At 38.1% G+C, this 23949-nt stretch carries 22 protein-coding genes; 11 read left to right on the forward strand and 11 right to left on the reverse strand.

Features of this window, described 5'->3' with window-relative positions:
• Positions 1-14: 14 nt before the first annotated feature.
• Positions 15-989 carry a polyprenyl synthetase family protein gene (locus IPP61_10870; GenBank protein MBL0325666.1) on the reverse strand — a complete coding sequence of 325 codons (975 nt, stop codon included), beginning with the start codon at positions 987-989 and terminating at the stop codon, positions 15-17.
• A gap of 348 nt (positions 990-1337) precedes the next feature.
• Here IPP61_10870 and hisH point away from each other — a divergent pair, with 348 nt between their 5' ends.
• The 5 genes from hisH to lon all read left to right on the forward strand — a co-directional run bounded on the left by hisH (position 1338) and on the right by lon (position 6701).
• A complete protein-coding gene (hisH, locus tag IPP61_10875) occupies positions 1338-1934 on the forward strand; it encodes an imidazole glycerol phosphate synthase subunit HisH (GenBank protein ID MBL0325667.1) in 597 nt (198 codons plus the stop codon).
• Positions 1931-2653 carry a 1-(5-phosphoribosyl)-5-[(5-phosphoribosylamino)methylideneamino]imidazole-4-carboxamide isomerase gene (gene hisA / locus IPP61_10880; protein ID MBL0325668.1) on the forward strand — a complete coding sequence of 241 codons (723 nt, stop codon included), beginning with the start codon at positions 1931-1933 and terminating at the stop codon, positions 2651-2653. The genes hisH and hisA overlap by 4 nt, the downstream gene beginning before the upstream one ends.
• Positions 2650-3105, forward strand: coding sequence for a GNAT family N-acetyltransferase (locus IPP61_10885; GenBank protein ID MBL0325669.1), 456 nt, complete (start codon positions 2650-2652; stop codon positions 3103-3105). Before hisA ends, IPP61_10885 begins: the two co-directional genes overlap by 4 nt.
• Before the next feature lies 1 nt (position 3106).
• Positions 3107-3862: an imidazole glycerol phosphate synthase subunit HisF gene (hisF, locus tag IPP61_10890; protein ID MBL0325670.1), complete on the forward strand. Its 756-nt coding sequence runs from the start codon at positions 3107-3109 to the stop codon at positions 3860-3862.
• A 343-nt stretch (positions 3863-4205) separates the two neighbouring features.
• Entirely contained in the window at positions 4206-6701 is a 2496-nt protein-coding gene (gene lon, locus IPP61_10895; GenBank protein MBL0325671.1) for an endopeptidase La, read from the forward strand.
• 51 nt (positions 6702-6752) lie between these two features.
• Here lon and IPP61_10900 read toward each other — a convergent pair whose 3' ends face one another.
• Both IPP61_10900 and IPP61_10905 read right to left on the reverse strand, forming a co-directional pair.
• A complete protein-coding gene (locus tag IPP61_10900; protein ID MBL0325672.1) occupies positions 6753-7838 on the reverse strand; it encodes a saccharopine dehydrogenase NADP-binding domain-containing protein in 1086 nt (361 codons plus the stop codon).
• Positions 7839-8087: 249 nt separating this feature from the next.
• The gene (locus tag IPP61_10905) at positions 8088-8414 is read right to left on the reverse strand and encodes an iron-sulfur cluster assembly accessory protein (protein ID MBL0325673.1); all 327 of its coding nucleotides are present in this window, start codon (positions 8412-8414) and stop codon (positions 8088-8090) included.
• Positions 8415-8471: 57 nt separating this feature from the next.
• Between IPP61_10905 and IPP61_10910 the strand changes: the two genes are divergently transcribed.
• Positions 8472-9095, forward strand: coding sequence for a hypothetical protein (locus tag IPP61_10910; protein ID MBL0325674.1), 624 nt, complete (start codon positions 8472-8474; stop codon positions 9093-9095).
• A 9-nt stretch (positions 9096-9104) separates the two neighbouring features.
• Here IPP61_10910 and IPP61_10915 read toward each other — a convergent pair whose 3' ends face one another.
• The 6 genes from IPP61_10915 to mce form a co-directional block, all read right to left on the reverse strand.
• On the reverse strand, positions 9105-11594 hold the full coding sequence (locus IPP61_10915; GenBank protein ID MBL0325675.1) for a carboxypeptidase-like regulatory domain-containing protein: 2490 nt from the start codon (positions 11592-11594) through the stop codon (positions 9105-9107).
• Positions 11548-11880 carry a hypothetical protein gene (locus IPP61_10920; GenBank protein MBL0325676.1) on the reverse strand — a complete coding sequence of 111 codons (333 nt, stop codon included), beginning with the start codon at positions 11878-11880 and terminating at the stop codon, positions 11548-11550. The genes IPP61_10915 and IPP61_10920 overlap by 47 nt, the downstream gene beginning before the upstream one ends.
• A 98-nt stretch (positions 11881-11978) precedes the next feature.
• Entirely contained in the window at positions 11979-12590 is a 612-nt protein-coding gene (locus IPP61_10925; protein MBL0325677.1) for a glycosyltransferase family 2 protein, read from the reverse strand.
• A 5-nt stretch (positions 12591-12595) separates the two neighbouring features.
• Positions 12596-13471, reverse strand: a complete 876-nt coding sequence (locus tag IPP61_10930) for a glycosyltransferase (GenBank protein MBL0325678.1) — start codon at positions 13469-13471, stop codon at positions 12596-12598.
• Between the two features lie 147 nt (positions 13472-13618).
• Positions 13619-14701 carry a glycoside hydrolase family 99-like domain-containing protein gene (locus IPP61_10935; GenBank protein ID MBL0325679.1) on the reverse strand — a complete coding sequence of 361 codons (1083 nt, stop codon included), beginning with the start codon at positions 14699-14701 and terminating at the stop codon, positions 13619-13621.
• 175 nt (positions 14702-14876) lie between these two features.
• Entirely contained in the window at positions 14877-15281 is a 405-nt protein-coding gene (gene mce, locus IPP61_10940) for a methylmalonyl-CoA epimerase (GenBank protein ID MBL0325680.1), read from the reverse strand.
• 122 nt (positions 15282-15403) lie between these two features.
• Here mce and mutS point away from each other — a divergent pair, with 122 nt between their 5' ends.
• On the forward strand, positions 15404-18019 hold the full coding sequence (gene mutS / locus IPP61_10945; GenBank protein MBL0325681.1) for a DNA mismatch repair protein MutS: 2616 nt from the start codon (positions 15404-15406) through the stop codon (positions 18017-18019).
• 55 nt (positions 18020-18074) lie between these two features.
• Here mutS and IPP61_10950 read toward each other — a convergent pair whose 3' ends face one another.
• Both IPP61_10950 and IPP61_10955 read right to left on the reverse strand, forming a co-directional pair.
• The gene (locus IPP61_10950) at positions 18075-18245 is read right to left on the reverse strand and encodes a hypothetical protein (protein ID MBL0325682.1); all 171 of its coding nucleotides are present in this window, start codon (positions 18243-18245) and stop codon (positions 18075-18077) included.
• 277 nt (positions 18246-18522) lie between these two features.
• On the reverse strand, positions 18523-19629 hold the full coding sequence (locus IPP61_10955) for a redoxin family protein (GenBank protein ID MBL0325683.1): 1107 nt from the start codon (positions 19627-19629) through the stop codon (positions 18523-18525).
• Positions 19630-19718: 89 nt separating this feature from the next.
• Here IPP61_10955 and IPP61_10960 point away from each other — a divergent pair, with 89 nt between their 5' ends.
• The 4 genes from IPP61_10960 (at position 19719) to IPP61_10975 (ending at position 23896) form a co-directional block, all read left to right on the forward strand.
• On the forward strand, positions 19719-20630 hold the full coding sequence (locus IPP61_10960; GenBank protein MBL0325684.1) for a DMT family transporter: 912 nt from the start codon (positions 19719-19721) through the stop codon (positions 20628-20630).
• Between the two features lie 80 nt (positions 20631-20710).
• Positions 20711-21421 carry a UMP kinase gene (locus IPP61_10965; protein ID MBL0325685.1) on the forward strand — a complete coding sequence of 237 codons (711 nt, stop codon included), beginning with the start codon at positions 20711-20713 and terminating at the stop codon, positions 21419-21421.
• Positions 21422-21441: 20 nt separating this feature from the next.
• Positions 21442-22002: a ribosome recycling factor gene (gene frr / locus IPP61_10970; GenBank protein MBL0325686.1), complete on the forward strand. Its 561-nt coding sequence runs from the start codon at positions 21442-21444 to the stop codon at positions 22000-22002.
• Between the two features lie 259 nt (positions 22003-22261).
• Entirely contained in the window at positions 22262-23896 is a 1635-nt protein-coding gene (locus tag IPP61_10975) for an NAD(P)-binding protein (GenBank protein MBL0325687.1), read from the forward strand.
• Positions 23897-23949 lie beyond the last annotated feature (53 nt).

Here is a 23949-nt window from a genome sequence, read left to right on the forward strand (position 1 = left end):
TTTGTTTAATGCTTTTATTTTTTTCTTTCAATGGTAAACCTTATCAGATTTTTAAGAGAAGTTCTAAAGGGTGAATCTTTAAAATCATCCAGAATTTCGTTGGCTTCGTCCACATACTTATGCATGACTTTCTCTGTATATTCTATACCGCCTGATGATTTCACAAATGCAATCACTTCATGAACTTTGGCAGGCTTGTCTGATTCATTTTTTATAAGATTAATAATCCTTCTTTTTTCCAGCCATGAACATTTGTTGAGAGCAAAAATCAAAGGCAAAGTCATCTTTTTTTCTTTGATATCAATACCTGTAGGTTTTCCTATTTCATCAGTACCAAAATCAAAAAGGTCATCTTTTATCTGAAAAGCCATTCCTATTTTTTCACCTAAAAGCCTGGCTTTTTCTATAATTTCTTCATTTGCACCGGTAGAGGCTGCTCCCACTGCACAGCATGATGCAATAAGCGAAGCTGTTTTTTGCCTGATTACCTCAAAATAAATGTCTTCAGTAATATCCAGCCTCCTTGCTTTTTCTATTTGCAACAGCTCACCTTCCGACATTTCTTTTACAGCATTATTGACAATCGCCATCAAATTAAAGTCTTTATGCTTTATGCTTAGGTCGAGTCCTTTTGTCAATAAAAAATCTCCAACCAAAACGGCAATTTTATTTTTCCATAGTGCATTTACTGAGAAAAACCCTCTTCTGTAGTTTGACTCATCAACCACATCATCATGAACAAGTGAGGCAGTATGAACCAACTCTATCAATGTAGCTCCACGATAGGTGGGTTCGGCAATTTCACCAATTGTACCTGCTGACAAAAATACAAACATGGGTCTGATTTGCTTCCCTTTACGATGGATTATATACTTCATGATCTGGTCAAGAAGCATGACATTGGTTCTCATTGACTCTCTGAACTTTTTTTCAAAGTTTTTCATCTCTGAGGCAATAGGAGCCTGTATTTCTTCAATAGATAGGGTCATTAAGTAAAAGACACTTCCGAAAAAGTGTTTAAGAAGTTATTGCTTAGAAAAAACAAATTTATATCATTTAACAGAAATTTAAGACAAATTGTTAAAATAATAATGATGTTTTGGAGTTGAAAAATTAAAAAAGCACTGAGTTTTACTTATTTTTCCAAAATATCGAAATATTATTTTGGAATTGCTTAAAGTATAATTTATTTTGCATTTTTTAAATTAATAATCAGTCCATTACACAAAAGATTTTTTCCTGACAAATTTAGCGAACAAATAGGCCCGACAAATTAGTCGGGTTTTATTTTTGGTATTAATACCGTAATTTTGAAGCTAATTATACCAAAGATAATTTTGAATAAGCCTGACGTCACCATAATCAAGTACAATGCGGGAAACATCATGTCGGTGATATACGCTCTTGAACGCATTGGAGCCTCTTACGAATATACCGATGATCCCGAAAAAATTTCAGAGGCGAAAAAAATCATTTTTCCCGGTGTAGGTGAAGCGGGCTCGGCAATGAAAAGTATCAGAGAGTCAGGCCTTGATCAATTGATACCTCAGCTCAAACAACCATTTTTAGGTACTTGTGTAGGTATGCAGTTGCTTTGCAGGTATTCTGAAGAAAGTAACACCGAGTGTTTGGGTGTTTTTGATGTTGACGTAAAGAGATTTTCAAAAACTCAGGGTTTCAAAATCCCCCAAACGGGCTGGAATGATATTTTTGATTTAAAATCCGGACTTTTTTCAGGTTTGAAAGAAAACGATTTTGTGTATTACAATCATGGATACTTTGCCCCACTTTCAGATTATACCATAGCAAAGACAGACTACATTTTACATTATTCGGCGGCATTGCAAAAAGACAATTTCTATGCCTGCCAGTTTCATTCCGAGATAAGTGGTAGTGTAGGGCAACAAATTTTTGAGAATTTTTTAAAATTATGATACAGATTATTCCGGCCATTGATATTATTGATGGAAAGTGTGTGAGGTTAAGCCAGGGAGATTATTCTCAGAAAAAAACTTATTTTGAAAATCCCCTTGAAGTGGCCAAAATGTTTGAAGACGCAGGCTTGAAACGGTTACATTTGGTGGATCTGGATGGTGCCAAAAATAAAAAGATTACCAATGCCAAAGTATTGGAAAATATTGCTTCAAAAACCAGCCTTCATATTGACTTTGGAGGTGGTGTGCAGTCTGAAGAAGACCTAAAACTGGCATTTGATTGTGGTGCATCACAGGTTACAGGTGGAAGTATAGCAGTCAAAAATCCGGAAATGTTTGAGAATTGGATTACCCAGTATGGAGGTGAAAAAATAATCTTAGGTGCAGATGCCCGCAATGAAAAAATAGCAGTAGGTGGCTGGGAAGAGGATTCAGGAGTTTGGGTTTACGAGTTTATTGAAAGTTGGCTAAAAAAAGGAGTGAAATATACTATCAGCACTGATGTGGCAAAAGATGGACTTTTGCAGGGTCCTTCTTTCGATTTGTATAAAAAAATACAAGACCAGTTTCCTGATTTAAATGTAATTGCAAGTGGGGGAGTCAGTGCTATGAAAGACCTTGAAGATTTAGCTGAAATGAATATTTATGGTGTCATAGTAGGTAAAGCAATTTATGAAGGAAGGGTTTCGCTGAAAGAAATATCAAAGAGATTTTTATGAGTAAATCTTTACACACCGAAGGCTATGAAATAAGCACCGACAAAAGTAGGTTACAGTTTGATGTAATACAAGGATTTCTGTCCCAAACTTATTGGTCACCTGGAATACCTCCGGAGATTGTCCGTCGGTCCGCCGAAAATTCACTCTGCTTTGGAATTTATAAAAAGGACACTCAGGTAGGCTATGCCCGTATCATCTCTGATTACACTACGTTTGCATATCTGGCTGACGTTTTCGTACTGGAATCTGAAAGAGGAAAAGGACTTTCGAAATGGTTGATGGAAACAATAAAACAACATCCTGACTTGCAAGGCCTTCGAAGGTGGATGCTCATTACTAAGGATGCCCATACATTGTATTCCCAATTTGGTTTTGAACTTGCAAACAATCCCGAAAACATCATGCAGATTGCTCGTCCAAATATTTACTCAGAACAAAAAAAAGACTCATAATATGCTGACCAAAAGAATCATACCCTGTTTGGATATAAAAGAAGGAAGAACCGTAAAGGGTACCAATTTTGTTGACCTTCGTGATGCGGGTGATCCGGTTGAATTGGCTGCGATTTATGCCGAGCAAGGTGCTGATGAATTGGTTTTTTTGGATATAACAGCCACTGTTGAAGAGAGGAAAACACTTTTGGAATTGGTTAAAAAAGTAGCACATGCTATAAATATCCCATTTTGTGTTGGGGGAGGGATCGGTAGCGTGAGTGACGTTTCTAAATTGTTGAATGCCGGTGCCGACAAAGTGTCGGTTAATTCCTCGGCAGTAAGAAATCCACAATTGGTTTATGACTTGGCCAAAGAGTTTGGTAGTCAGTGTATTGTGGTTGCCATAGACACCCGAAATATAGACGGAATTGATATAGTACATACACATGGAGGAAGAAAACCGACTGATTTAATAACCCAAACATGGGCAAGAAAAGTGGAAGAGTTGGGTGCTGGAGAAATTTTGCTAACCTCAATGGATGCTGACGGAACAAAAAATGGTTTTGCATTAAAGATTACTAAAGAGGTATCGGAGTCATTGCATATACCTGTGATTGCATCTGGTGGTGCAGGTACTATGGAACATTTTTATGAAGTATTTACAGAAGGATATGCCGATGCCGGTCTTGCCGCAAGTATTTTCCACTTTGGAGAAATTCCGATTCCAAAATTAAAAGGATATTTAAGAGACAAAGGTCTTCCTATCAGGCTTTAACTTTCTATAATTAGATATTTTAAAATATATCTAATTAATATTTTTTAAATAACTATCAGCTTCAAAGAATAAATTGGAATAAAGGCTTATTTTAAAATTCTAATTTTTGTACCTGAATTTTGAAAATTCACTGCCTTTAAATCGTTTTTTTTATTTATTTCTTGAATCTTATTTCAAATTTTGTATTTTTACTAAAATACTTCAAAATATTTTTATTACTGACATTTTGCCATGTTTTTCTTTCATGGCACCAGGTTTGACTTAAAATGTTTTACCAATTATAAAATTAAAACTGTTTGATAGGAATAATCCTATTGCCAGTTTGACAGAAAAAACATATTTAATGCTCGATTTTGATAAATATTTAGATTTAGGGCTTTCAGGGAAAAATATTGAAAGCGTGGAGATGATTGAGATCGCTCCTCCGGATGAAGTGATGGAGGATGATAATAATCTTCCCACCGAGCTTCCAATTTTACCATTACGAAATACCGTTTTGTTTCCCGGGATAGTCATTCCTGTGACAGTAACCCGCACCAAAGGCACTAAACTGGTTAAAAAAGCATATAAAGGAGATAAGACTCTCGGGATTATCGCTCAGGTGAGACAAACTTCCGAAGAACCAACTTCAGATGATCTCTACAAAGTAGGGACTATTGCTCATATCATTAAAATGATTGTGTTGCCTGACGGCAACGTAACCATTATTTTACAAGGCAGGAGGAGATTTAAAGTAAAATCGTACATCAAAGAAGAACCATTTTTGAGTGCTTCTGTTGATTATATTGAAGATAAATTTCCGAACCCGAAACGTAAGGAAACAAAAGCCTTGATTTCCAGTCTGAAAGAGGCAGCATTGAATATTCTCAATCTGAATCCTGAAATACCAAGAGATGCTCAGATTGCGATTAACAACATTGATACTCCCAATTTTCTGACCCATTTTCTATCTTCAAATCTTAATATCGGCATATCTGACAAGCAGCTACTTTTAGAAACATTTGATGGATATGAGCAAGCAACCAAGCTTTTGGAACACATGCTCAAGGAGATTCAGGTTTTGGAAATTAAAAAAGATATACAGAGCAAAGCATCTTCAGATATTGATCAACAGCAAAAAGAGTATTATTTACGCCAGCAAATCAAAGTACTTCAGGAAGAGCTGGGAATGGATACTCCCGATCAGGAGGTTGAAAAACTTAGAGCCAAAGGGGCCAAAAAGAAATGGTCACCTGAGGTAAATGAGCATTTCAACAAAGAACTCAACAAAATCATGAGGATGAACAACATGGCTCCCGAATACGGTGTGTCATTGGGCTATGCCGAATTGTTGGTGGATTTGCCCTGGGGAGATGTAAGTAAAGATAATTTTTCGCTAGCCAGAGCCAAAAGAATTTTAGATCAGGACCATTTTGGTTTGGAAAAAGTAAAAGAGCGTATTATTGAATATCTGGCTGTTCTAAAGCTCCGCAACGATATGAAAGCTCCATTACTTTGCCTTTATGGCCCTCCGGGTGTAGGAAAGACATCACTTGGAAAGTCGATTGCCAAAGCTTTGGGAAGACAATACGTGAGAATGGCCCTGGGAGGCGTTCATGATGAAGCCGAGATTCGTGGTCACAGAAAGACCTATATTGGAGCGATGCCCGGCAAAGTGATTCAGAATATTCAGAAAGCGAAAACGGGAAATCCGGTTTTTGTACTGGATGAAATAGATAAAATTTCAAGAGACCACAGAGGTGATCCTTCTAGTGCATTGCTTGAAGTGCTTGATCCTGAACAAAATATCGCTTTTAAAGACAATTATCTCGAAGTAGAATACGACCTTTCTAAAGTGCTTTTTATTGCAACTGCCAATTCACTCGATACCATTCAGCATGCCTTGCGTGACAGAATGGAGATTATTGAGCTCAGTGGCTATACGGTGGAAGAAAAAATGGAGATTGCCAAAAGACATTTGCTTCCAAAACAAATCGAAGCACATGGTTTGGGCCAGGGAATGATTAAACTTACCAACGGAGCCATTGTAAAGGTTATTGAAGGCTACACCCGGGAATCAGGAGTACGGAGCCTTGAACATAAAATAGGCTCAGTGGTAAGGAAAATAGCCAAATCCATTGCCATGGACGAAACTTATAATCCGGTAATAAAAGAGGCCGATGTGGTACGATTGCTGGGTCAACCAATTTTTGACAAAGATTTATACGAAGGGAATGCCCTTGCTGGCGTAGTTACTGGGCTTGCCTGGACACCGGTTGGTGGAGATATTTTGTTTATTGAATCTAACCTTAGTAAAGGAAAAGGTCAGCTTACACTTTCAGGTCAACTGGGAGATGTGATGAAAGAGTCGGCAGTTACGGCACTTTCTTATTTAAAATCACATGCCGATAATGTAGGAATAGATTATAGAATATTTTCGCACTACGATTTGCATATCCATGTACCCCAAGGAGCAGTACCAAAAGATGGTCCTTCGGCAGGAATTACTATGTTAACCTCTATGGCCTCAATTTTTACTCAGAGGAGAATAAAGAAAGACATCGCCATGACCGGCGAAATTACCCTAAGAGGAAAAGTGCTTCCAGTAGGTGGCATTAAAGAGAAAATACTTGCAGCCAAAAGGGCTAATATCAAGGAAATAATCATGTGCTACAAAAACCGCAAAGACGTGGAAGAGATAGGGGAGGAATATACCAAAGGCCTTACTTTCCACTATGTCGATTTTGTTGAAGAAGTTTTGGAAGTGGCACTAATGAATGAAAAAGTAAAGAATCCTATTGTATTTAGTTTTCCTGAAGAAAAAAGTAAAGAACTTTCGTCAGTAATGACACTTCAATAAAGAAAAAGCGACAAGTCAATAACCTGTCGCTTTTTTGTTTTATTAATCAATTTATTCGTATTCGGCATAGAGCCTTCCGTTGGATGTCTGTAAAAAGTCTTCAAATCGGATATCTTCTTGCTTCAGAAAGCCTTTTTGTGGTAGCTTCCCATCAGCAACCATTTCCACTACACCGGCAATTCCCGCAGCGGTAGTCCAGGAGATTGCCCTCCAATGAACACCATCAATTTCTATTGGATTAAATGCTCTATAGTATTCCTCCCGGCCAATTTTGTTGTTTTTCCATCCTTCTACTACAGCGTAAACATAAACTACGTCGTCCTGAACAGGCGGCTTAGCATTGGTCAGAATTCGTTCCAGGTCTTCTCTTTCTTCTTTCATTATTAATTCATAAAGAAGAAATTTCATAAGCTTGGCATGTCCAGGGTACCGCATGGTTTTATAGTTAAGTGTATCTACTTTACCTTCGTAAGTTTCACACATAGTTCCCAAGCCTCCGGATGTGCTGAAAGCTTCAAATTCCTGCCCTCCGATGTAGATTTTCTCGAGACCATCCAATGCCGGTACCATTTTTTTTATTCCATTGTGAATCACTTCACAATCATTAATGTATTCGTTTATAACTCCAGCTGGTGACCAGGTAAACGAATAACCCAGCAAACCATTGGGAAATTGCGGTAAAGCCCCAACACGAAGCTCAATATCCCGGAGTTTATCAAATCTTCCACAAAGGTCTGCTCCAACTATACCTATAAATCCAGGTGCGAGACCACATTGGGGTGCCATCAGGCCCTTAGAAGTCTTGGCAAGTTCTCTGATAGTATTGGTGGTTGAAACGTCCTCTGTAAGGTCAAAATAGTGTAAGCCTTTTTTATGAGCCACCGAAGCGATGGTTTTGTTGAGATAAAATGGCATGCAACTTACCACTGCTTCGTAGTTTTCAAAAGTTTTTTCAAGAAATTCCCTGTCTGAGCTGTCACCTTGAATCACTTCAAAAGGTAATTGCAGATCATAATGGGGTGGATTTTTGTCGAGACCGGTTACTTTAAATCTTTTAGAAAGTAAAATTCCGACCAAAGAACCTACTTTACCCATACCGATAACCAGCACGGCAGAGCCTTCAGAGAAAGTTCCCATAATTTATAGTTTGTAATGATGATGAAAAGTGTATTGCGACGTTCCGCAAAAAAAGAAAACAAAGAAGGGTCAGAACCTATAATCAGGAACAAAAGAACACGCACTGCGAAGGTAGGCGAGTCTGGCCAGATAATAATGGAGGTCAGTAAACAATAATTTAAAGGTTAGTTTTGCGAATTTAATAATTTTTTTTAAAAAAGAAGGTATTACAAAAAAAAAGTACGAAATAATCTGTGCCGGATAGCTAACTTAAACCGAAAAACTTTCACCACAACCACAGGTTCGGGTGGCATTTGGGTTTTTAAACTGAAAACCTTTGCCATTAAGACCGTCAGAGAAATCAAGTTCTGTACCTATCAGATATAAAAGACTTTTTTTGTCAACAAAAATTTTCACTCCTTTGTCCTCAAATACATGATCATTGGGTTGTTCGGAGGCATCAAATGCCAAATCATACATCAAACCGGAACATCCGCCGCCTTCCACGGCAACTCTAATGCCATATCCCTCGGTTTTACCTTCTTTTTGCTGTAGTTCGAGAATTTTATTTTTAGCTTGATCTGAAACAACTATCATCCTGATTCAATTTTATCTTAACTTTATATTTAACTTCAATTCATAATTAAAAGTTTCATGGCTTCTTCATTAAAATCAAAACGAAAACTAGATAAGCTATATCCTGCAAAAGACCCGGAAACAAATTATCGATTTTATGAAAACAAACGAGAGGAATTCAAAACCGGTGACCTTTTGTTTTTTTCGGGGAATCACTGGCTTTCGGGCCTGATAAGATGGCGTAGTAAAAGTGCCTGGAGTCATGTGGGTATGGTTCTGAGGATCGATGAAATGGACAGGGTGTTTTTGGTGGAAAGCACACTTGAAAATGGTGTCAGGCTTTTACCATTATCTTTTGTGTTTCGCGATTATGGGGGAGATGAAAAACCGTATGATGGTCGGGTGGCATGGACGAGGCATGATTATCTGACCCAAAATCCCGGATTCTCTAAGAAACTCAAAGAGTTTTGTATGGATAATCTTTCCAAGCAATATGACCGGAAAGAGTATTGGCGGATACTTTGGCGTACATTTATCGGAAGAAAAAAGTTCTTTTCAGACGACAAATACACCTGTGCGGAGTTTATATTGGAAGCATATAAATATTCAAATATTGAGCTCCCCAAAGAAAAAGGCGTTTTTATTAGTCCGGGTGCATTTTGGAGCATTAAAGATTTGGAATTAATAAGTATTTTAATTTGACGAATTTCTTTAAAAAGGTACAAAATTGAAGTTTGGTAATACTTTGTAAATGATTTTTGTATTTTTTTCTCCGAAATACGTAGCTGAAATATTGGCTCCTATTCCAAGTTTTATTCCAAAAATATTAAAAACCAAGATATTCTTTACTTGCAACTGACTTTCAAGAATTGCCTTTTTGATTCCCGTAATTTTTTGATTATCAATTAAAATGTCTGTTTGATTGAGTTTTGTCCAGGCAACTTTCTGACCTAGAGCAAATTGAGGTCGAAACCATTTGGAACGGGTTTTTAATAAAATATTTTCAAAATCATGAAGCCATCCCGTTGTAATATATTGATTGTAGCTGGTTTCAGTTAAGGGTAAACCTAAAAATCCATCAGAATTGCTCCCCGAAAAAAGATTGAGTGGCGTGGCCAGATTGTTAAACAGAAAAGGGAAAGGTATTTTACCGGTTGAGTACCCTGCCGACAGATTTACATAGCTCTTTCCAATTCTTTTAGTTTTGAATTGTTGTATTATTATTAAATTGGTTTTATAAAAATTTTCATTGCCGGAATTATTTGGCCTGTAAAAACTATAGTTGAATCTTAAAACCGGAAAATTCTGAATGATTTGCGTTTCCATAAAGCCAATCCTGTTTATTTTTTCCTTAAATGCAAAACGCAAACTGATACCGGAAATATGATGTTCAAACTGTTTTGTGTTGCCATCAGCTATTACATAGTTTAATGGAATCCTTCTTTCAAATTCCTGAAAAAGCCTGATTTGTGTATAATTAAAGGGTTTAAAAAACAACCCTACTCCTGATTTTTTATATTCATCGAGCCAATATTTTCCGGTACCCAGATTTAAACTTGCTGGTACTGGATACATTATATTTGGCAATAATATTGGATTTTGTCCGGGTCTTTGGATGTCTTTTGAGTGGTAAACCTCAAATTTGTTATACCGGTCCCTGGTAATATGAAAAGCCGCATTAAGATTATATTTAAAAGACTTGTCTTTAAAGCCATAGCCACCTGAGGCAAAGATTTTGAATCGTGGATTATTTGTCATTTTGTTTTGAATTCCGATTGCCGGTCTCAAAAAATCATGCTGATTTAACATGGATTGATTAGTAAGGATATCTATTTTACCTGCTGGAATCACTCCCTGCAACAAAGGCATAATAATTTTCATTCCGGGTTCTATCAGATCCTTTATTATAGGTTTTTCGCCTGTTTTTTTTGCGTTTTGGTATGTTCTAATTTCATCAGACGTCAGGCCGTTAGGGCGATATTTTTCGAATTGTTCTCTGCTTAAAGTATCAGCACCTGGAAGTACCTGTCGGGTAGTTCCGTCAAATTGTACTTCAGACCCATCGAAATCCATTTTTAAATTATAAATAAGGATTTCATTATTAAGGTGGAATGTACCCTTTAGTTTAGGTGAAATAAACCGATATTTGAGGTCAAAATTTCGAATTTGCGGAATCCAGTGGTCGTTTATTTTTTGGTAATGCTGCCTGAGACTAAATCCTACAATCTGACTGGTATCAGTGTTGGTAGCCATAATGTCAACGATGGCCCAATCTTGCCGGCTAATATTTATTTTACCTTTTAGGGTGTTTTGGTTTCCTGCTTTTTTTGAAAAAAAATCAATCACAAATAGGCTGTCATTTCCTAAATTGACCGTATCTGTGATTTCAAGGTCATAAAGGGGAAAATAACCCGGAAAGATAGGGTTAAAATAGTATCTGATATTGTTGAGCTCATTGAGACCACCTGCTGCCATCAGGTTGTTGAGGTTAAGCTGGAAGTCTTTATTATAGAAACTAAAGGGGTTAACCTCTGGATTTACAGCCAAATCAAGCGGAAAATATTTAGGATAAGAAGAGACTGACTTTTCTACAATTTCCTTTCTGATATGTTTTTTCTGAAAAAGGTGACCAAGGTTTTCCAAAAGGATTACATTCCCATTGCGTGGACCCCTAAGTGTATCTTTAATTTCAATGTAAGCGTTTTCGATATCCAGTTTATATTTTGAATAGATGTCAGCTTTAAATCTTTCAATATTTTCAGGCTTGTTTTTCTCGGCGTTTTGCCATACTTTTTTCAGTATAATTTCTGCAGGATTCTCACCGGGTCTGATAGTAAGTTCTTGTAAGTTATTGGAGGGTTTAAGTCTGAATACCAAAAAGTTATCGCCTGATGTTGAGATGGTTTCTGATTCAAAACCTACGCTTGAAGCCGTAAGTTGAAGGTTTTTTTGTTTGGAAATCAATTTAAATCTTCCCAAAGAGTCTGCTTGAATCCCTATGAGCCGGGTTTTATCCTGTACATTGGCAAAAGGAATGGGTTTGCTATCGTTTTTTGATAAAACTATACCTTCAATAGTATGCTGAGCGTTTGTAGGAAAATTAAATAGCAAGAATATTATCAAAACAATATTTGCCTGGTTTAAGACAAACTTATCAATGATCGGATAGAGCAGTTTTGGTTTTTGTAGAAATGGACTCAACAATTTTTTCGATATATTTAAAACCATCTCTAAAACGGTCTTTTTCAAGTAAAATTGTCTCACAAAAGGCTATGTATCTGATGTATAATAGTTTTTTCTGAGAAATCTCTCCGGTTTTAGGTTTGTAAAATGGCAGTTGCATAAAGAGGGCAATTCTTTTCCCAATATAATTAAACCACCAAAATTTTCTCAATCTTGAAATTAGGGAGGATGTTCCTGTCTGTTCTTTATAGATTAAATCGTAAATCAGTGTAAAAACATCTGCCTGTCCGAAACCATAAGTCATGTTTTCCAATCTTTCCCAGGTGATTCTGTTTTGCGTTGTGAAGTGATTAAAGCTAATTTCGTTTGAATAATAAATTTTATACCCTAATAGTCTGGTAATCAGGCATATTTCTGAGTCATCTCCGGCTGTTTGTTTGTTGCCGATTCTACCAACACAATAGGGTATCCAATTGGCCTCGTACAGGTCTTCATAAACCTTTTTCGGATGCTCATGCCTGCCCCTGGAACCAGAGCATATTTTGTAACATCAACAAAGGCACCCTCGTAGAGTTTACCGATAGCAAATGCCAGCTGATTTTCTTCAAACCAATGAGGCGGAGTTTTCTCAAAATCGCCGGTACCTGCACAACCTACCAGCCCAATTTCTTCGTTTTTGAAATAATTGTAAGTCTTTGAAATCCAATCTTTTTCTACTCTGTTGTCGTCATCAATAATACACAGAATATCATATTTGGCCGCCAGGATACTTGTTTTTCGGGCATATGCCAATCCAACCTTTTCTTCTCTTAGTAATGTTAATGGTACAATTGGATTTTTGGACCAGGTTTGATTTACAATTTCATCAGTACTGTCGGTAGAATTATTATCAACTAATATTACTTCCCAATTTAATAATTCAGTATCAATTTGGGCCTGGAGATGCTCCAAAGTACCCTGAATAACCTTTTCACTATTATAACAAGCTATTAATACTGATATTCCGTTGGCCATATTAATCATTTGAAAAAATTCAGAATCCAATAGTAAAAATTAAGTTCAGCCGGCATTTTATCCAAAACGTTTTTAATATTTTTGATTTCTGACAACAATAATTTTCGCGTCCAAAATGCCATTGTGGCTCTTTTTTTCCAGAACGAAACCCGGTAATTCTCAAATATATATTTTACAATTTGTATACCTTCTATAAATTGTAATCCCTCGCTCTCAGATTTAAATGATACATTGCCAGCGTGGCGTCTGAAAAAATTCAAACGTTTACTTGTTCTGGTGACTTGATAATGCGGAATTAGCTGTACCCAAAAAAACCAATCACCTGCATATTTCAATTTTCTGATTTGGTCAAAGTTTACATTTTTAAGCATCACTTTTCTAAATAAAGCACTGCTTGCATTATAAATCAGATTTCCGGCTAAAAATTCATTTTGGATCAAACTTAAACCTGACCATGAGTTTTCATCCTCTTCATGTTTAGGTTGATGTATTTCATTTCCATTTTCATCAATCCAGATACTTGGACAGTAGGCAAGTCCTACACGTGGCTGATTATCAAGTATTTTAACGAGTTCGGAAAGGAAATTACTTTTAGCAACATCATCACTTTCAGCAATCCAAATATACTCACCTGAGGCCATTTGAAGGCCTTTCTCCCATTGCACAAAAGTACTCCCTGAATTTTGGTCGTTTACAACAAATTCTTTGATGCGGTCATCGTTCAGATATTTTTGAATAAGACTTGTGCTATGGTCGTGTGAAGCATCATCGAGTATAATTAACTCAAAATCCTGAAATTCCTGAGCTAAAATACTGTCAATCCTTTGTTCAATATATTCCTGATGATTATAATTGGGAAGTATAATTGTTACTTTGGGCATCAATCTGGTCGGTTCTGATTCTAACTTTTTGAAAGTTTATATTATACAAAAATAGCATTAATTTCTTCCTAAATAAAATCGGAATTAATCAATAATAATCTTTAGATAATTATAAAAATATTAAAATAAATTTCGCTTTAAATATAATTACAAATAATTAGCCAGAACTTTTTTGGTTTTTTCGAGAAAAGCTTTTCCCCATTTTTGGTCGGGTTCCAGGTGATTTCCTTCGGCCCATTCATTCCAGGCATTTATAAATACAAAATTCTCTTCTTCAGAATAAACCTCCGAAACCTTAAACACGTGCTCAAGCCATTTGGCATAAAGTTCAGGTGTGTGGTCATGCATCAGAAAAGCATCTAATTTTTTTCGGGCAGAATTGTCCCACCCCGGCACCACACAATTAAAATGTTTTAAATCTGGTTTTTTTCTGGAAATCATCCTTTCTACCACTTCGGCATAATCTATTTTACGGTAGGTTTTTCCAATTGAGAATTTATTCTTAATTCGGTCAACTAAAGAAGGTATGATTTGAAGGTTTTCCCAGTCGGGTTGCCAGTCCAGCCAAATATCAAATCCTGGCTGGTTTTCATCATTCCATTGCTCCGATTTCGTCTTGATTCCGGCAAGATATATATCTTCAAAACCACATTTTTTTGCAGTTTCTCTCCATATTTTTATCGTTTCTTTTAGGTCAGGAATGATTTCAGGTTTGTAAAAAATAAAAAACGGTTTTCCCGAAATCCGGATATATCGCTTGTCAGTAAATACATTTTTACAAAGATACTCAGCATGTGCTGCGTGGTCTCCGGCACTGTATTCCTGCTTCATGAGTACTTCTTTGTCCATGCCATCCCAGCGGCGAGACCAGTTTTCGTTGGCCCAGCAAAGCATAAATGGGAAATCTGGCTGGCCGCTCTCCAGAATTTTATTTACCGGCGTTTCTAAAAGTCGGTGTCCATTAAACCAATAATGATAGAAACAAAACCCGGAAATATGGTGAGCCTTGGCCATATCTGCCTGATCAATAAGCGTTTGAAGGAGACGCATGTCGTAAAAACCCAGGTCTGCGGGCAAATGTGGTTGGTAATGCCCGGCAAATCTTGGGCGGGCTTTTACCACATTAGTCCATTCCGTAAAACCTTTTCCCCACCACTCATCATTCTCACGAATAGGGTGAAATTGCGGTAAAACCACTGCCAGGGCTCTGAGTTTTTTCTTAGGGCTCAAATCTTTATTTTAGGGATAAAAAATAAAATCGCAAAGGTAAGCGATATTATCTTAATTGCGTATTTATGTGTTTTCTATTTCTCCAAAAAAATGGAGTACAAAATTCCAATTTTCACAAATAGACTTCGTGAAACAATCTGAATCCAAAAATCGAATCAATTGTAAATCGAATCAATCAATTGGGTTTTTCCTGGCAAAGTTCTATCAAAACCCCATTGGTATGTTTTGGATGTAAAAAGCACACCAGCTTATTGTCGGCCCCGTTTTTAGGTTCTTTGTTGAGTAATACAAATCCTTCACTTTCAAGTCTTTGCATTTCTGAAAGAATATCTGCCACATCAAAAGCTATATGATGTATGCCTTCCCCTTTTTTCTCTATGAATTTTGCAATCGGGCTATCTGGATTGGTGGCTTCAAGCAATTCAATTTTATTTTCACCAACCTGAAAAAATGAGGTATTTACACCTTCTGATGCCACTGATTCACTTTTGTAAGGTGCTGTGTTAAGGATTTTTGCAAAAATAGGATTCGATATGGCCAGCTCTTTGACTGCGATACCGATATGTTCGATCTTTCTCACGTTTTTTTTGTTTTTATTAAAAAAATAAGGTTTATCTGAATGCTGATGAGAGTATTCCCAACAAATTTACATAATTTTGAAGTGAGTAATTCTATACTAAAACTATTATTTTTTTCTAAAAAATGGCCAAACCCGCCACCCCAAAAGAAACTCCGTTATCAAAACAATATAACCAGATAAAAGTCAAATATCCGGGGGCAATGTTGCTGTTCAGGGTAGGGGATTTTTATGAGACTTTTGGTGAAGATGCCATAAAAGCTTCAAAAATATTAGGGATAGTTCTGACCAGAAGAAATAATGGTGGTGCTCATGAAGAGCTCGCCGGTTTTCCGCATCATTCGCTTGATAATTATCTTCCCAAACTCGTGAGAGCCGGTCAAAGAGTGGCTATCTGTGACCAATTGGAAGACCCAAGCCAAGCAAAAGGTATCGTAAAACGAGGGGTAACCGAACTGGTAACTCCCGGAGTGTCTTTTAATGATAACGTGCTGGAAGTCAAGCAGAACAACTATCTGGCCTCGGTGCATTTTGCTTCTGATGATTATCTCGGGGTGGCATTTCTGGACATTTCTACCGGTGAGTTTTTTACCACAGAAGGCTCTCTGGCCTATGTCGATAAATTGATTCAGGGTTTTGCTCCTTCCGAGATTTTGTATTGTAAAAAACACAGAGGAAGATTTGAATTAATTTTTGGAGAAAAATTTAATACTTACACCTTTGACGACTGGGCTTTTACCCACGATTTTGGATATAACCTGCTCACCCACCATTTTAATACCAATTCTCTCAAAGGCTTCGGTATTGAAAATCTAAAAGAAGGGATAACCGCAGCAGGCGTAATTTTGCAGTATCTCGCTGATACTGAGCATAAGAATATCAGCCATATCAGCGGACTGACCCGTCTCGACCAGGAAAAATTTGTTTGGCTTGACCGGTTCACTATTCGTAATCTTGAGCTGGTATTTGCTCAGGTAGATGGCGGTGTGCCTTTGATTGATATTCTGGACCATACCATTACGCCAATGGGTGCCCGCCTTTTGCGAAAATGGATGGTATTGCCCCTCAAAGAGAAAAAAACCATAGAAGAACGCCTGGATACTGTTGAAATGCTGATGACTGATGCAGATTTGCTTTCTGAAATCGGCCAGGCACTAAAACCTATCGGGGACCTTGAGCGGCTTGTGTCTAAAGTTGCAGTTAGGAGAATCAGCCCCAGAGAACTGGTGCAACTCAAAAGAGCTTTACTGCAGATTGGACCTATAAAAAGCCTGCTTAGTACCAAGCTTGAGGCTTTTCCGGTATTGAGAAAATATCTTGACCAACTGAATGACTGTCAGTTTTTGGTTGAAAAAATCACTAAAGAACTTCGCGACGACGCACCCAATATCAGCAATCAGGGCGGAATGATAGCAAGTGGGGTGGATGCTGACCTCGATGAACTACACAAAATCGCTTTTTCAGGAAAAGATTATCTGATAGAAATTCAAAATAGAGAATCAGAAAGAACCGCAATCCCCTCCCTCAAAATTGCTTATAATAAGGTGTTTGGCTATTTTCTTGAGGTGTCAAATGCCCATAAAAATAAGGTTCCCCAGGAATGGATACGGAAACAAACGCTCGTCAACGCAGAGCGGTATATCACCGAAGAGTTAAAGATTTATGAAGAAAAAATTCTTTCGGCAGAGGGCAAAATTTTTGAAATTGAATTCCGGATATTCAATGATCTGGTTATAACGGCATCGGAATATGTGGCACCCATTCAGCAAAATGCCCGGGTGATTTCTGAACTGGATGCCTTGATGTCATTTGCTGCAGTTTCTAAGAAAAATAACTATTGTAAGCCTGAAATATCTGAAAATAAGACCATTGACATTAAAGATGGTCGGCATCCGGTGATTGAACAACAACTGCCATTGGGCGAAAGTTATGTGCCTAACAGTATTTTTCTCGACGACGTGGGACAACAGATTATTATCATCACCGGACCCAATATGTCAGGTAAGTCGGCTTTGTTAAGACAAACCGCCCTGATTGTTTTGATGGCTCAAATCGGATGTTTTGTTCCGGCACATTCGGCTGAGATTGGTTTGGTAGATAAAATTTTCACCAGGGTAGGGGCAAGCGATAACCTTTCAAGGGGTGAAAGTACCTTTATGGTCGAAATGACCGAAACGGCTTCTATCCTTAATAACCTGAGCGACCGAAGTCTTGTAATCATGGACGAAATCGGCCGTGGAACGAGCACCTACGACGGCGTGAGTATAGCCTGGAGTATCGCAGAGTACTTACACAATCACCCAAAATTCAGGCCATGGACACTTTTTGCTACACATTATCATGAGTTAAACCAGCTTGCAGATGATTTTTCAAGAATCAAAAATTTCAATGTTTCGGTAAAAGAACTCAATGGCAAAGTGGTCTTTTTGAGGAAGTTGAAGGAAGGTGGTAGTGAACATAGTTTCGGTATCCATGTGGCTCAAATCGCCGGTATGCCACAAAATGTAGTACTGCGTGCCAATGAGATTTTGCATCATCTTGAAAAAGACCATATCAAGGAGCAAAACAAAGAGAAAATCAAGGAAGCACCCAAAAATAACTATCAGTTGAGTTTCTTTGATCCGGTAGATCCCCAGGGAGAAAAAATAAAGGAAATGTTGAAAGAAGTGGATGTAAACACCATTTCACCTATTGAGGCATTGTTGAAGTTAAATGAGTTGCGGAGGTTACTGGAGAAATAAAAATAGCCCTTCCGGGCCGCTTTTTTTGTAAAATACAATTCCATTTTTCAGGGAATCATTTTTCCGAAAGGTCGTCAAATTCATAAAATTCCGGATCACGAAAATCAAAATCTTCAGGTTGAAGTACCATTTCGGCATCGTCAGGCAGTAACAAAGACTCCTCAGATTCCGAGAATCTGCTTACATAAGTCTGTCTGTAATAATTGTTTCTAAATAACTTTTTCATGCCCCAAAGTTCGGAAGCATATATTAACTTATTGTGTATCTAATATTATGTAATTGTTAAGTGTTTTTTGAGTTTAAATGAGAGGCGAGGCATCTTTAACCCAAAAGAGAATTAAAAAACTATTTTTAATTTCACAAAAAAACTCAAAAAACACAAAGAAGACACAAAGAAAACTCAAAGAAACCCACTGCATTTTCCCCAATTAGCACATTAATAATTAGCACATTATCTATTGCCTTTTCTCTTCTTTCCAACTCACCACCTAATAACCTATTGCTTAAGGATAATACCTCCCTATATGCTCAACAATGGCTTTTCTGAGGTCGCGGACTTCAATCATACCGCTTTGGCGATAAACAATCTTTCCGTCAGGTGAAAGTAAAATGGTATAAGGAAGTGCTCCAGGCCATTTTTTGTCAACTGCCTCTATTAACTCATATTTATGGAGATTTCCGTATAAATAATTTTTATTGGAGGCGTATTTCTTTTTCAAGAACTCGGTGACTTTGTTTCTTGATTTGGCATCGTCAATCGAGATACTGATAAATTCAAAATCGCGGTTACGATACATCTTGTCGGTTTCGGTCAGTGCCGAAAATTCAGTAACACATGGTCCACACCAGGTTGCCCAAAAGTTGATAAGCCGGTATTTTTCAGACTTTTCTGTCATTAATTTTTTCAAACCTTCAATATTCAGATCTTCAAGTTTTACTTCCTCACTTTTCCACGATTCCACTTCTTTCAGCTTCCAGTCAGCCTTGTCCATCCATTTTATAGAGCAGCCAAAAGTTTTGGTTTCAGGAACACTCACCTCATCTTTTTCCAGAAGTTCCTTCACTGCATTCTCCAAATCAAATTTTGTCGCTCTTCCAATATGTTCTTCGTCATCAATACGACCAACAAATTTCAATATTCTTTTCTTGTTAAACACAAATGCATGAGGAGTAGTTGTAGGTCCATATGCTGTGGCTGTGGTCTGACTTTCACCATCATAAAGGTAGGGGAAATTGTATTTTTTATCCTTTGCCCTGATCACCATCTCCTCATAACTGTCACTGAGGTCAGTGTATCCCAACTCATCAAACCTTACCGCTTTGTCGGCATTGGGGCTAATGGCTACCACCTGCACACCCTGCTCTTTGTACTTTTCCTGGAACGCTATGATGCGATCCTCATAAGCCTGTGCTGTAGGACAATGATTACAGGTAAAAATTATTACCAAAATTGGGGCTTTCCTGAAACTTTCAAGAGTATGCATTTTGCCATCCACACCCTTAAGATTGAAATCAGGTGCCTCACTACCTACCGAAAGCGTTACCGGGTCTTTTGCTTCTGCAAAAAATAAAAATAACGAAGAAAAAATTAAACTTAGAATAGTTTTCATTGTAGTTTTTTTGGTTGAATATTTAGCAAATTAAGACTTAAATTTCTTTCTGACAAAATTTGATTAATTTTGAATTTTAAATTAACATTTTGATAAAAAAACTAAGAAACAACGAAGATAAAACCTTGTTAGGATGGGTTTTGATTTTTTTTCTCGCATTTGTTTGGGGCCTATCCTTTATTTTGGTCAAAAAAATTGTTTCCAATTTTTCGGCTCTTGAGTTAGGGGCGGGCAGGATATTTATAGCCGGTTTAGCACTTTCTCCCTGGGCTATCAGCAATTTGAAAAATTTTCCAAAGGCAAAAACTACTCCACTGCTCTTCTCTGGTTTGTTGGGCTATCTGATTCCTGCCATTATTTTCGGAATAGTTGGGAGCAAGCTCAATTCATCACTTGCAGGTACTTTAAACGCCACCACACCCATCTTTGTGTTATTGATGGGCGGTTTATTTTTCTCTAAAAAAATCACCGGAAATCAGGTTTTTGGAATAATAATAGGTTTTGTCGGTAGCCTTCTTTTGATATTAAGCGGGGGAAATACAAAGCTTGATTTTAGTAATCCTTATACTTTACTTGTCTTAAGTGCCACGGTCATGTACGGTCTCAATGCCAATATCGTCGGGCATTTCCTTTCAACTGTCAAACCGATTGTAATCAGTTCATTTTCATTGGTTTTTGTAGGTATTATTGCCTTTGTGATTCTTCTGTTTACTGATTTTTTTGGAAAAATATTTTTACCGGAAAACCACCTTTTGCTTATATATTTCCTTTTTTTAGGTGCAATCAATTCGGGTTTGGCTGCGGTTTTATACAACTATGTATTACAGATCACCAGTCCGGTATTTGCCAGTTCGGTTACCTATTTGATTCCAATTGTGGCTACCGGTGCGGGAATTTTTGATGGTGAAAAAATTGGTTTCTGGCATTATTTCGGGATGGCAATAATTCTGGTAGGGATTTATATTCTCAACAGAAGGAAAACACCCGGAAATAAGGTTTAAAATTCCCTGAAAAATCAAATTTTGGGTCATATTATGCGAAAATTTGGTTTTAGTTTTATCTTTGCAGAAAATCATTTTACATGTCGTTAAAATACAAAAGAATACTCCTGAAGCTCAGTGGCGAAGCCCTGAACGGCGGTGATAAAAGCCAGATTATAAATACCGAAATCCTGACGCAATATGCCAAAGAGATCAAAAAAGTGGTTGATTCCGGTGTGGAAGTAGCCATTGTAATTGGTGGAGGGAATATTTTTAGGGGTGCCAGTGCACAATCAGGCATTGACCGCTCACAAGGCGACTACATGGGTATGCTGGCCACAGTTATCAACGGTATGGCCATTCAGAGTATCCTCGAAAGCCACGGCATGAAAACACGTTTACTTTCGGCCATCAAAATGGAACAAATTGCTGAGCCATTTATCCGCAGGAGGGCCATCCGACACCTTGAAAAAGGCAGAGTGGTGATTTTTGGAGCAGGTACAGGCAACCCATACTTTTCAACCGACTCTGGCGGTGCTTTAAGAGCGGTGGAAATCGGGGCAGACGTACTTTTGAAAGGAACAAATGTGGATGGAGTTTACACAGCTGACCCAAGAAAAGATGCTACCGCAACAAAATATGATGAGATTTCGTTTGACGAAGTGATCAGCAAAGGACTCAAGGTGATGGACATGACGGCTTTTACGCTTTGTAAAGAAAACAAGCTGCCCATCATCGTATTTGATATGAATAAAGAAGGAAACCTCAACCACCTCGTAAATGGTGAAAAAGTAGGAACTTTGGTACAATAAAATGCAATTTTAATTTTACAATGGAAGACATAGATTTATTACTCGAAATGGCTCAGGAGCATATGGAAAGGGCTCTGAAACATACCCAAATCGAACTAACGAAAATCAGAGCCGGTAAAGCCAGCACCTCAATGCTTGATGGAATTCAAGTGGAATACTACGGAGTGCCAACTCCACTTAATCAGGTATCGTCTGTTACTACACCCGATGCCCGCACTATTCAGATAAAACCTTTTGAAAGAAAAACTATTGGCGATATCGAAAGAGCTATCATTAACTCCAATGTTGGTCTTGCACCTGCCAATGATGGTGAAACCATCAGACTCAATGTGCCTCCTCTGACCGAGGAAAGAAGACGTGATTTGGTGAAAAAAGTGAAAGTAGAAATCGAAATTGCAAAAGTGAACATCAGGAAAGTACGCCAGGAAATCAATGATGACATCAAAAAACTCAAAAACGATGGTGTGTCAGAAGATGCCATAAAAATAGGAGAAGAAAAAGTACAGAAGATTACGAATAGTTTTATTGAAAAAACTGATCACATGATGGCCACCAAAGAAGCCGATATCATGCACGTTTAAAATTATCAAATTATTAAGAAGCCGGCTCAGTAATGGGCTGGCTTTTTGTTTTTTACTCTAACTAATTCCCTATTTATTTTGCCAGTGCATATTATTCCATATTATTTAACCTCACTAAAAATCATTCTGGCAGACCTTAGCATATAAGGAATTAAGTTTTGAGAAGTCCACTTAAAACAAATCATAGACAGCCTTGACCTTAGTCATAATTTATTTTTTTTGTTGGAAATACCTTGCATCCTCAATTTGGAATAAAACTATGGCGTTTTTAAAAACTGACCTTACCACAAATCCTGACCTTACCACGCATGGTGAAGGTACGGGCTCGAGCCGGAGTAAACGGCCACAATACGTTGATTTTCTCCCTCCCTGTAATCAGGCATGCCCTGCAGGCGAAAATATTCAGGAATGGCTTTCGCTGGCACAAGCCGGTCTAAACAAAGAAGCCTGGCTAAAACTGACAGAAAACAACCCAATGCCCGCCATTCACGGCAGGGTATGTTATCACCCTTGCGAAACAGCCTGTAACCGTACTTCTCTGGATCAGCCGGTTAGTATTCACGCTATCGAACGTTTTTTGGGAGATACTGCCATCGAGCAAAACTGGCAATTTGAAAAGCCGGCAAAACTCAGTGGCAAAAAAATAATGGTAATTGGAGCAGGGCCAAGCGGCCTTTCAGCTGCTTACCATTTGGCAAGATTAGGACACACCGTTGAAATCTTCGAAGCTGGTCCCATTGCCGGGGGTATGATGAACTTCGGGATTCCGGCTTATCGCTTACCTAGAAACATCCTTCAGGCCGAAATCGACCGAATCAAAAACATGGGGGTGCAGATCCACCTCGACCGTAAGGTTACTGATATTTTAAAAGAAAAGAAAGAAGGAAATTTTGATGCAGTATTTGTTGCCATAGGTGCTCATATCGGTAAAAAAACTGATATTCCTGCCCGTGAAGCAGGTAAAATACTTGATGCGGTTTCATTCCTGAAAGACGTAGAGCTAGGCAATACACCATTATTAGGAAGGAAAGTAGCCATTTATGGTGGTGGAAATACCGCAATGGATGCCGCCCGTACAGCCAAAAGACTTGGTGCCGAAGAAGCCCTTATCATTTACCGTCGTGACCGCGACCACATGCCTGCTCATGATTTCGAAGCCGACGAAGCACTTTCAGAAGGTGTAAAAATTCACTGGTTGAGAAGCATCAAAAACATTGAGGCTACACAGATGACCGTGGAAAAAATGAAACTCGAAAACGGTCGCCCGGTACCAACAGGAGAATTTGAAACGCTCGAAGCCGATTCTTTGATTTTGGCCCTGGGGCAGGATACTGAGACTGACTTCCTGAAACTGGTCGATGGAATCACTTTTAAATCGGATGGTACTGTAGAGGTAAACAATGCCATGATGACCGGTCACCCGGGAATTTTTGCCGGAGGTGACATGGTTCCAAGTGACCGCACAGTTACTATTGCCACAGGTCATGGTAAAAAAGCCGCAAGAAATATTGACGCATGGTTAAGATTTTCAACCTATCAAAAACCTGATAGTAACCCGGTTATTCTGACAGAGCAGTTGCACGTTTGGTACCGGACCAATGCCGCCCCAAAACCTCAGGAACATATCGATGCCAAAATAGCAGCCGAAAGTTTTGATGAAATTGTTGCCGGCTATGATGCCGAAGAAGCTAAATATGAAGCCCAAAGGTGTTTATCCTGCGGAAACTGCTTTGAGTGCGACGGTTGTTATGGTGCTTGTCCTGAAGATGCAATAATCAAACTGGGGAAAGGCAACCGCTACAAATTTGATTATGATAAATGTACCGGCTGTGGTGTATGTGTGGAGCAGTGCCCTTGCCATGCTATTGATATTATCCCTGAACCGGTGAATTGAACTCTTAGTATATGAACTTAAAAAAATAACCCTACAAAAAGTCCCCTCTCTTC

It is taken from the genome of Cytophagaceae bacterium (assembly GCA_016722655.1).
In the GTDB taxonomy this organism is placed as follows: Bacteria; Bacteroidota; Bacteroidia; order Cytophagales; family Spirosomataceae; genus Leadbetterella.

Bases quoted from the DNA above. Each gene is read 5' to 3' on its own strand.
- IPP61_10870 (MBL0325666.1), bottom strand. From the start codon at position 989: ATGACCCTATCTATTGAAGAAATACAGGCTCCTATTGCCTCAGAGATG.
- hisA (MBL0325668.1), top strand. From the start codon at position 1,931: ATGATACAGATTATTCCGGCCATTGATATTATTGATGGAAAGTGTGTG.
- IPP61_10885 (MBL0325669.1), top strand. From the start codon at position 2,650: ATGAGTAAATCTTTACACACCGAAGGCTATGAAATAAGCACCGACAAA.
- hisF (MBL0325670.1), top strand. From the start codon at position 3,107: ATGCTGACCAAAAGAATCATACCCTGTTTGGATATAAAAGAAGGAAGA.
- lon (MBL0325671.1), top strand. From the start codon at position 4,206: ATGCTCGATTTTGATAAATATTTAGATTTAGGGCTTTCAGGGAAAAAT.
- IPP61_10900 (MBL0325672.1), bottom strand. From the start codon at position 7,838: ATGGGAACTTTCTCTGAAGGCTCTGCCGTGCTGGTTATCGGTATGGGT.
- IPP61_10905 (MBL0325673.1), bottom strand. From the start codon at position 8,414: ATGATAGTTGTTTCAGATCAAGCTAAAAATAAAATTCTCGAACTACAG.
- IPP61_10910 (MBL0325674.1), top strand. From the start codon at position 8,472: ATGGCTTCTTCATTAAAATCAAAACGAAAACTAGATAAGCTATATCCT.
- IPP61_10920 (MBL0325676.1), bottom strand. From the start codon at position 11,880: ATGACTTATGGTTTCGGACAGGCAGATGTTTTTACACTGATTTACGAT.
- IPP61_10925 (MBL0325677.1), bottom strand. From the start codon at position 12,590: ATGGCCAACGGAATATCAGTATTAATAGCTTGTTATAATAGTGAAAAG.
- IPP61_10930 (MBL0325678.1), bottom strand. From the start codon at position 13,471: ATGCCCAAAGTAACAATTATACTTCCCAATTATAATCATCAGGAATAT.
- mutS (MBL0325681.1), top strand. From the start codon at position 15,404: ATGGCCAAACCCGCCACCCCAAAAGAAACTCCGTTATCAAAACAATAT.
- IPP61_10950 (MBL0325682.1), bottom strand. From the start codon at position 18,245: ATGAAAAAGTTATTTAGAAACAATTATTACAGACAGACTTATGTAAGC.
- IPP61_10955 (MBL0325683.1), bottom strand. From the start codon at position 19,629: ATGAAAACTATTCTAAGTTTAATTTTTTCTTCGTTATTTTTATTTTTT.
- IPP61_10965 (MBL0325685.1), top strand. From the start codon at position 20,711: ATGTCGTTAAAATACAAAAGAATACTCCTGAAGCTCAGTGGCGAAGCC.
- frr (MBL0325686.1), top strand. From the start codon at position 21,442: ATGGAAGACATAGATTTATTACTCGAAATGGCTCAGGAGCATATGGAA.
- IPP61_10975 (MBL0325687.1), top strand. From the start codon at position 22,262: ATGGCGTTTTTAAAAACTGACCTTACCACAAATCCTGACCTTACCACG.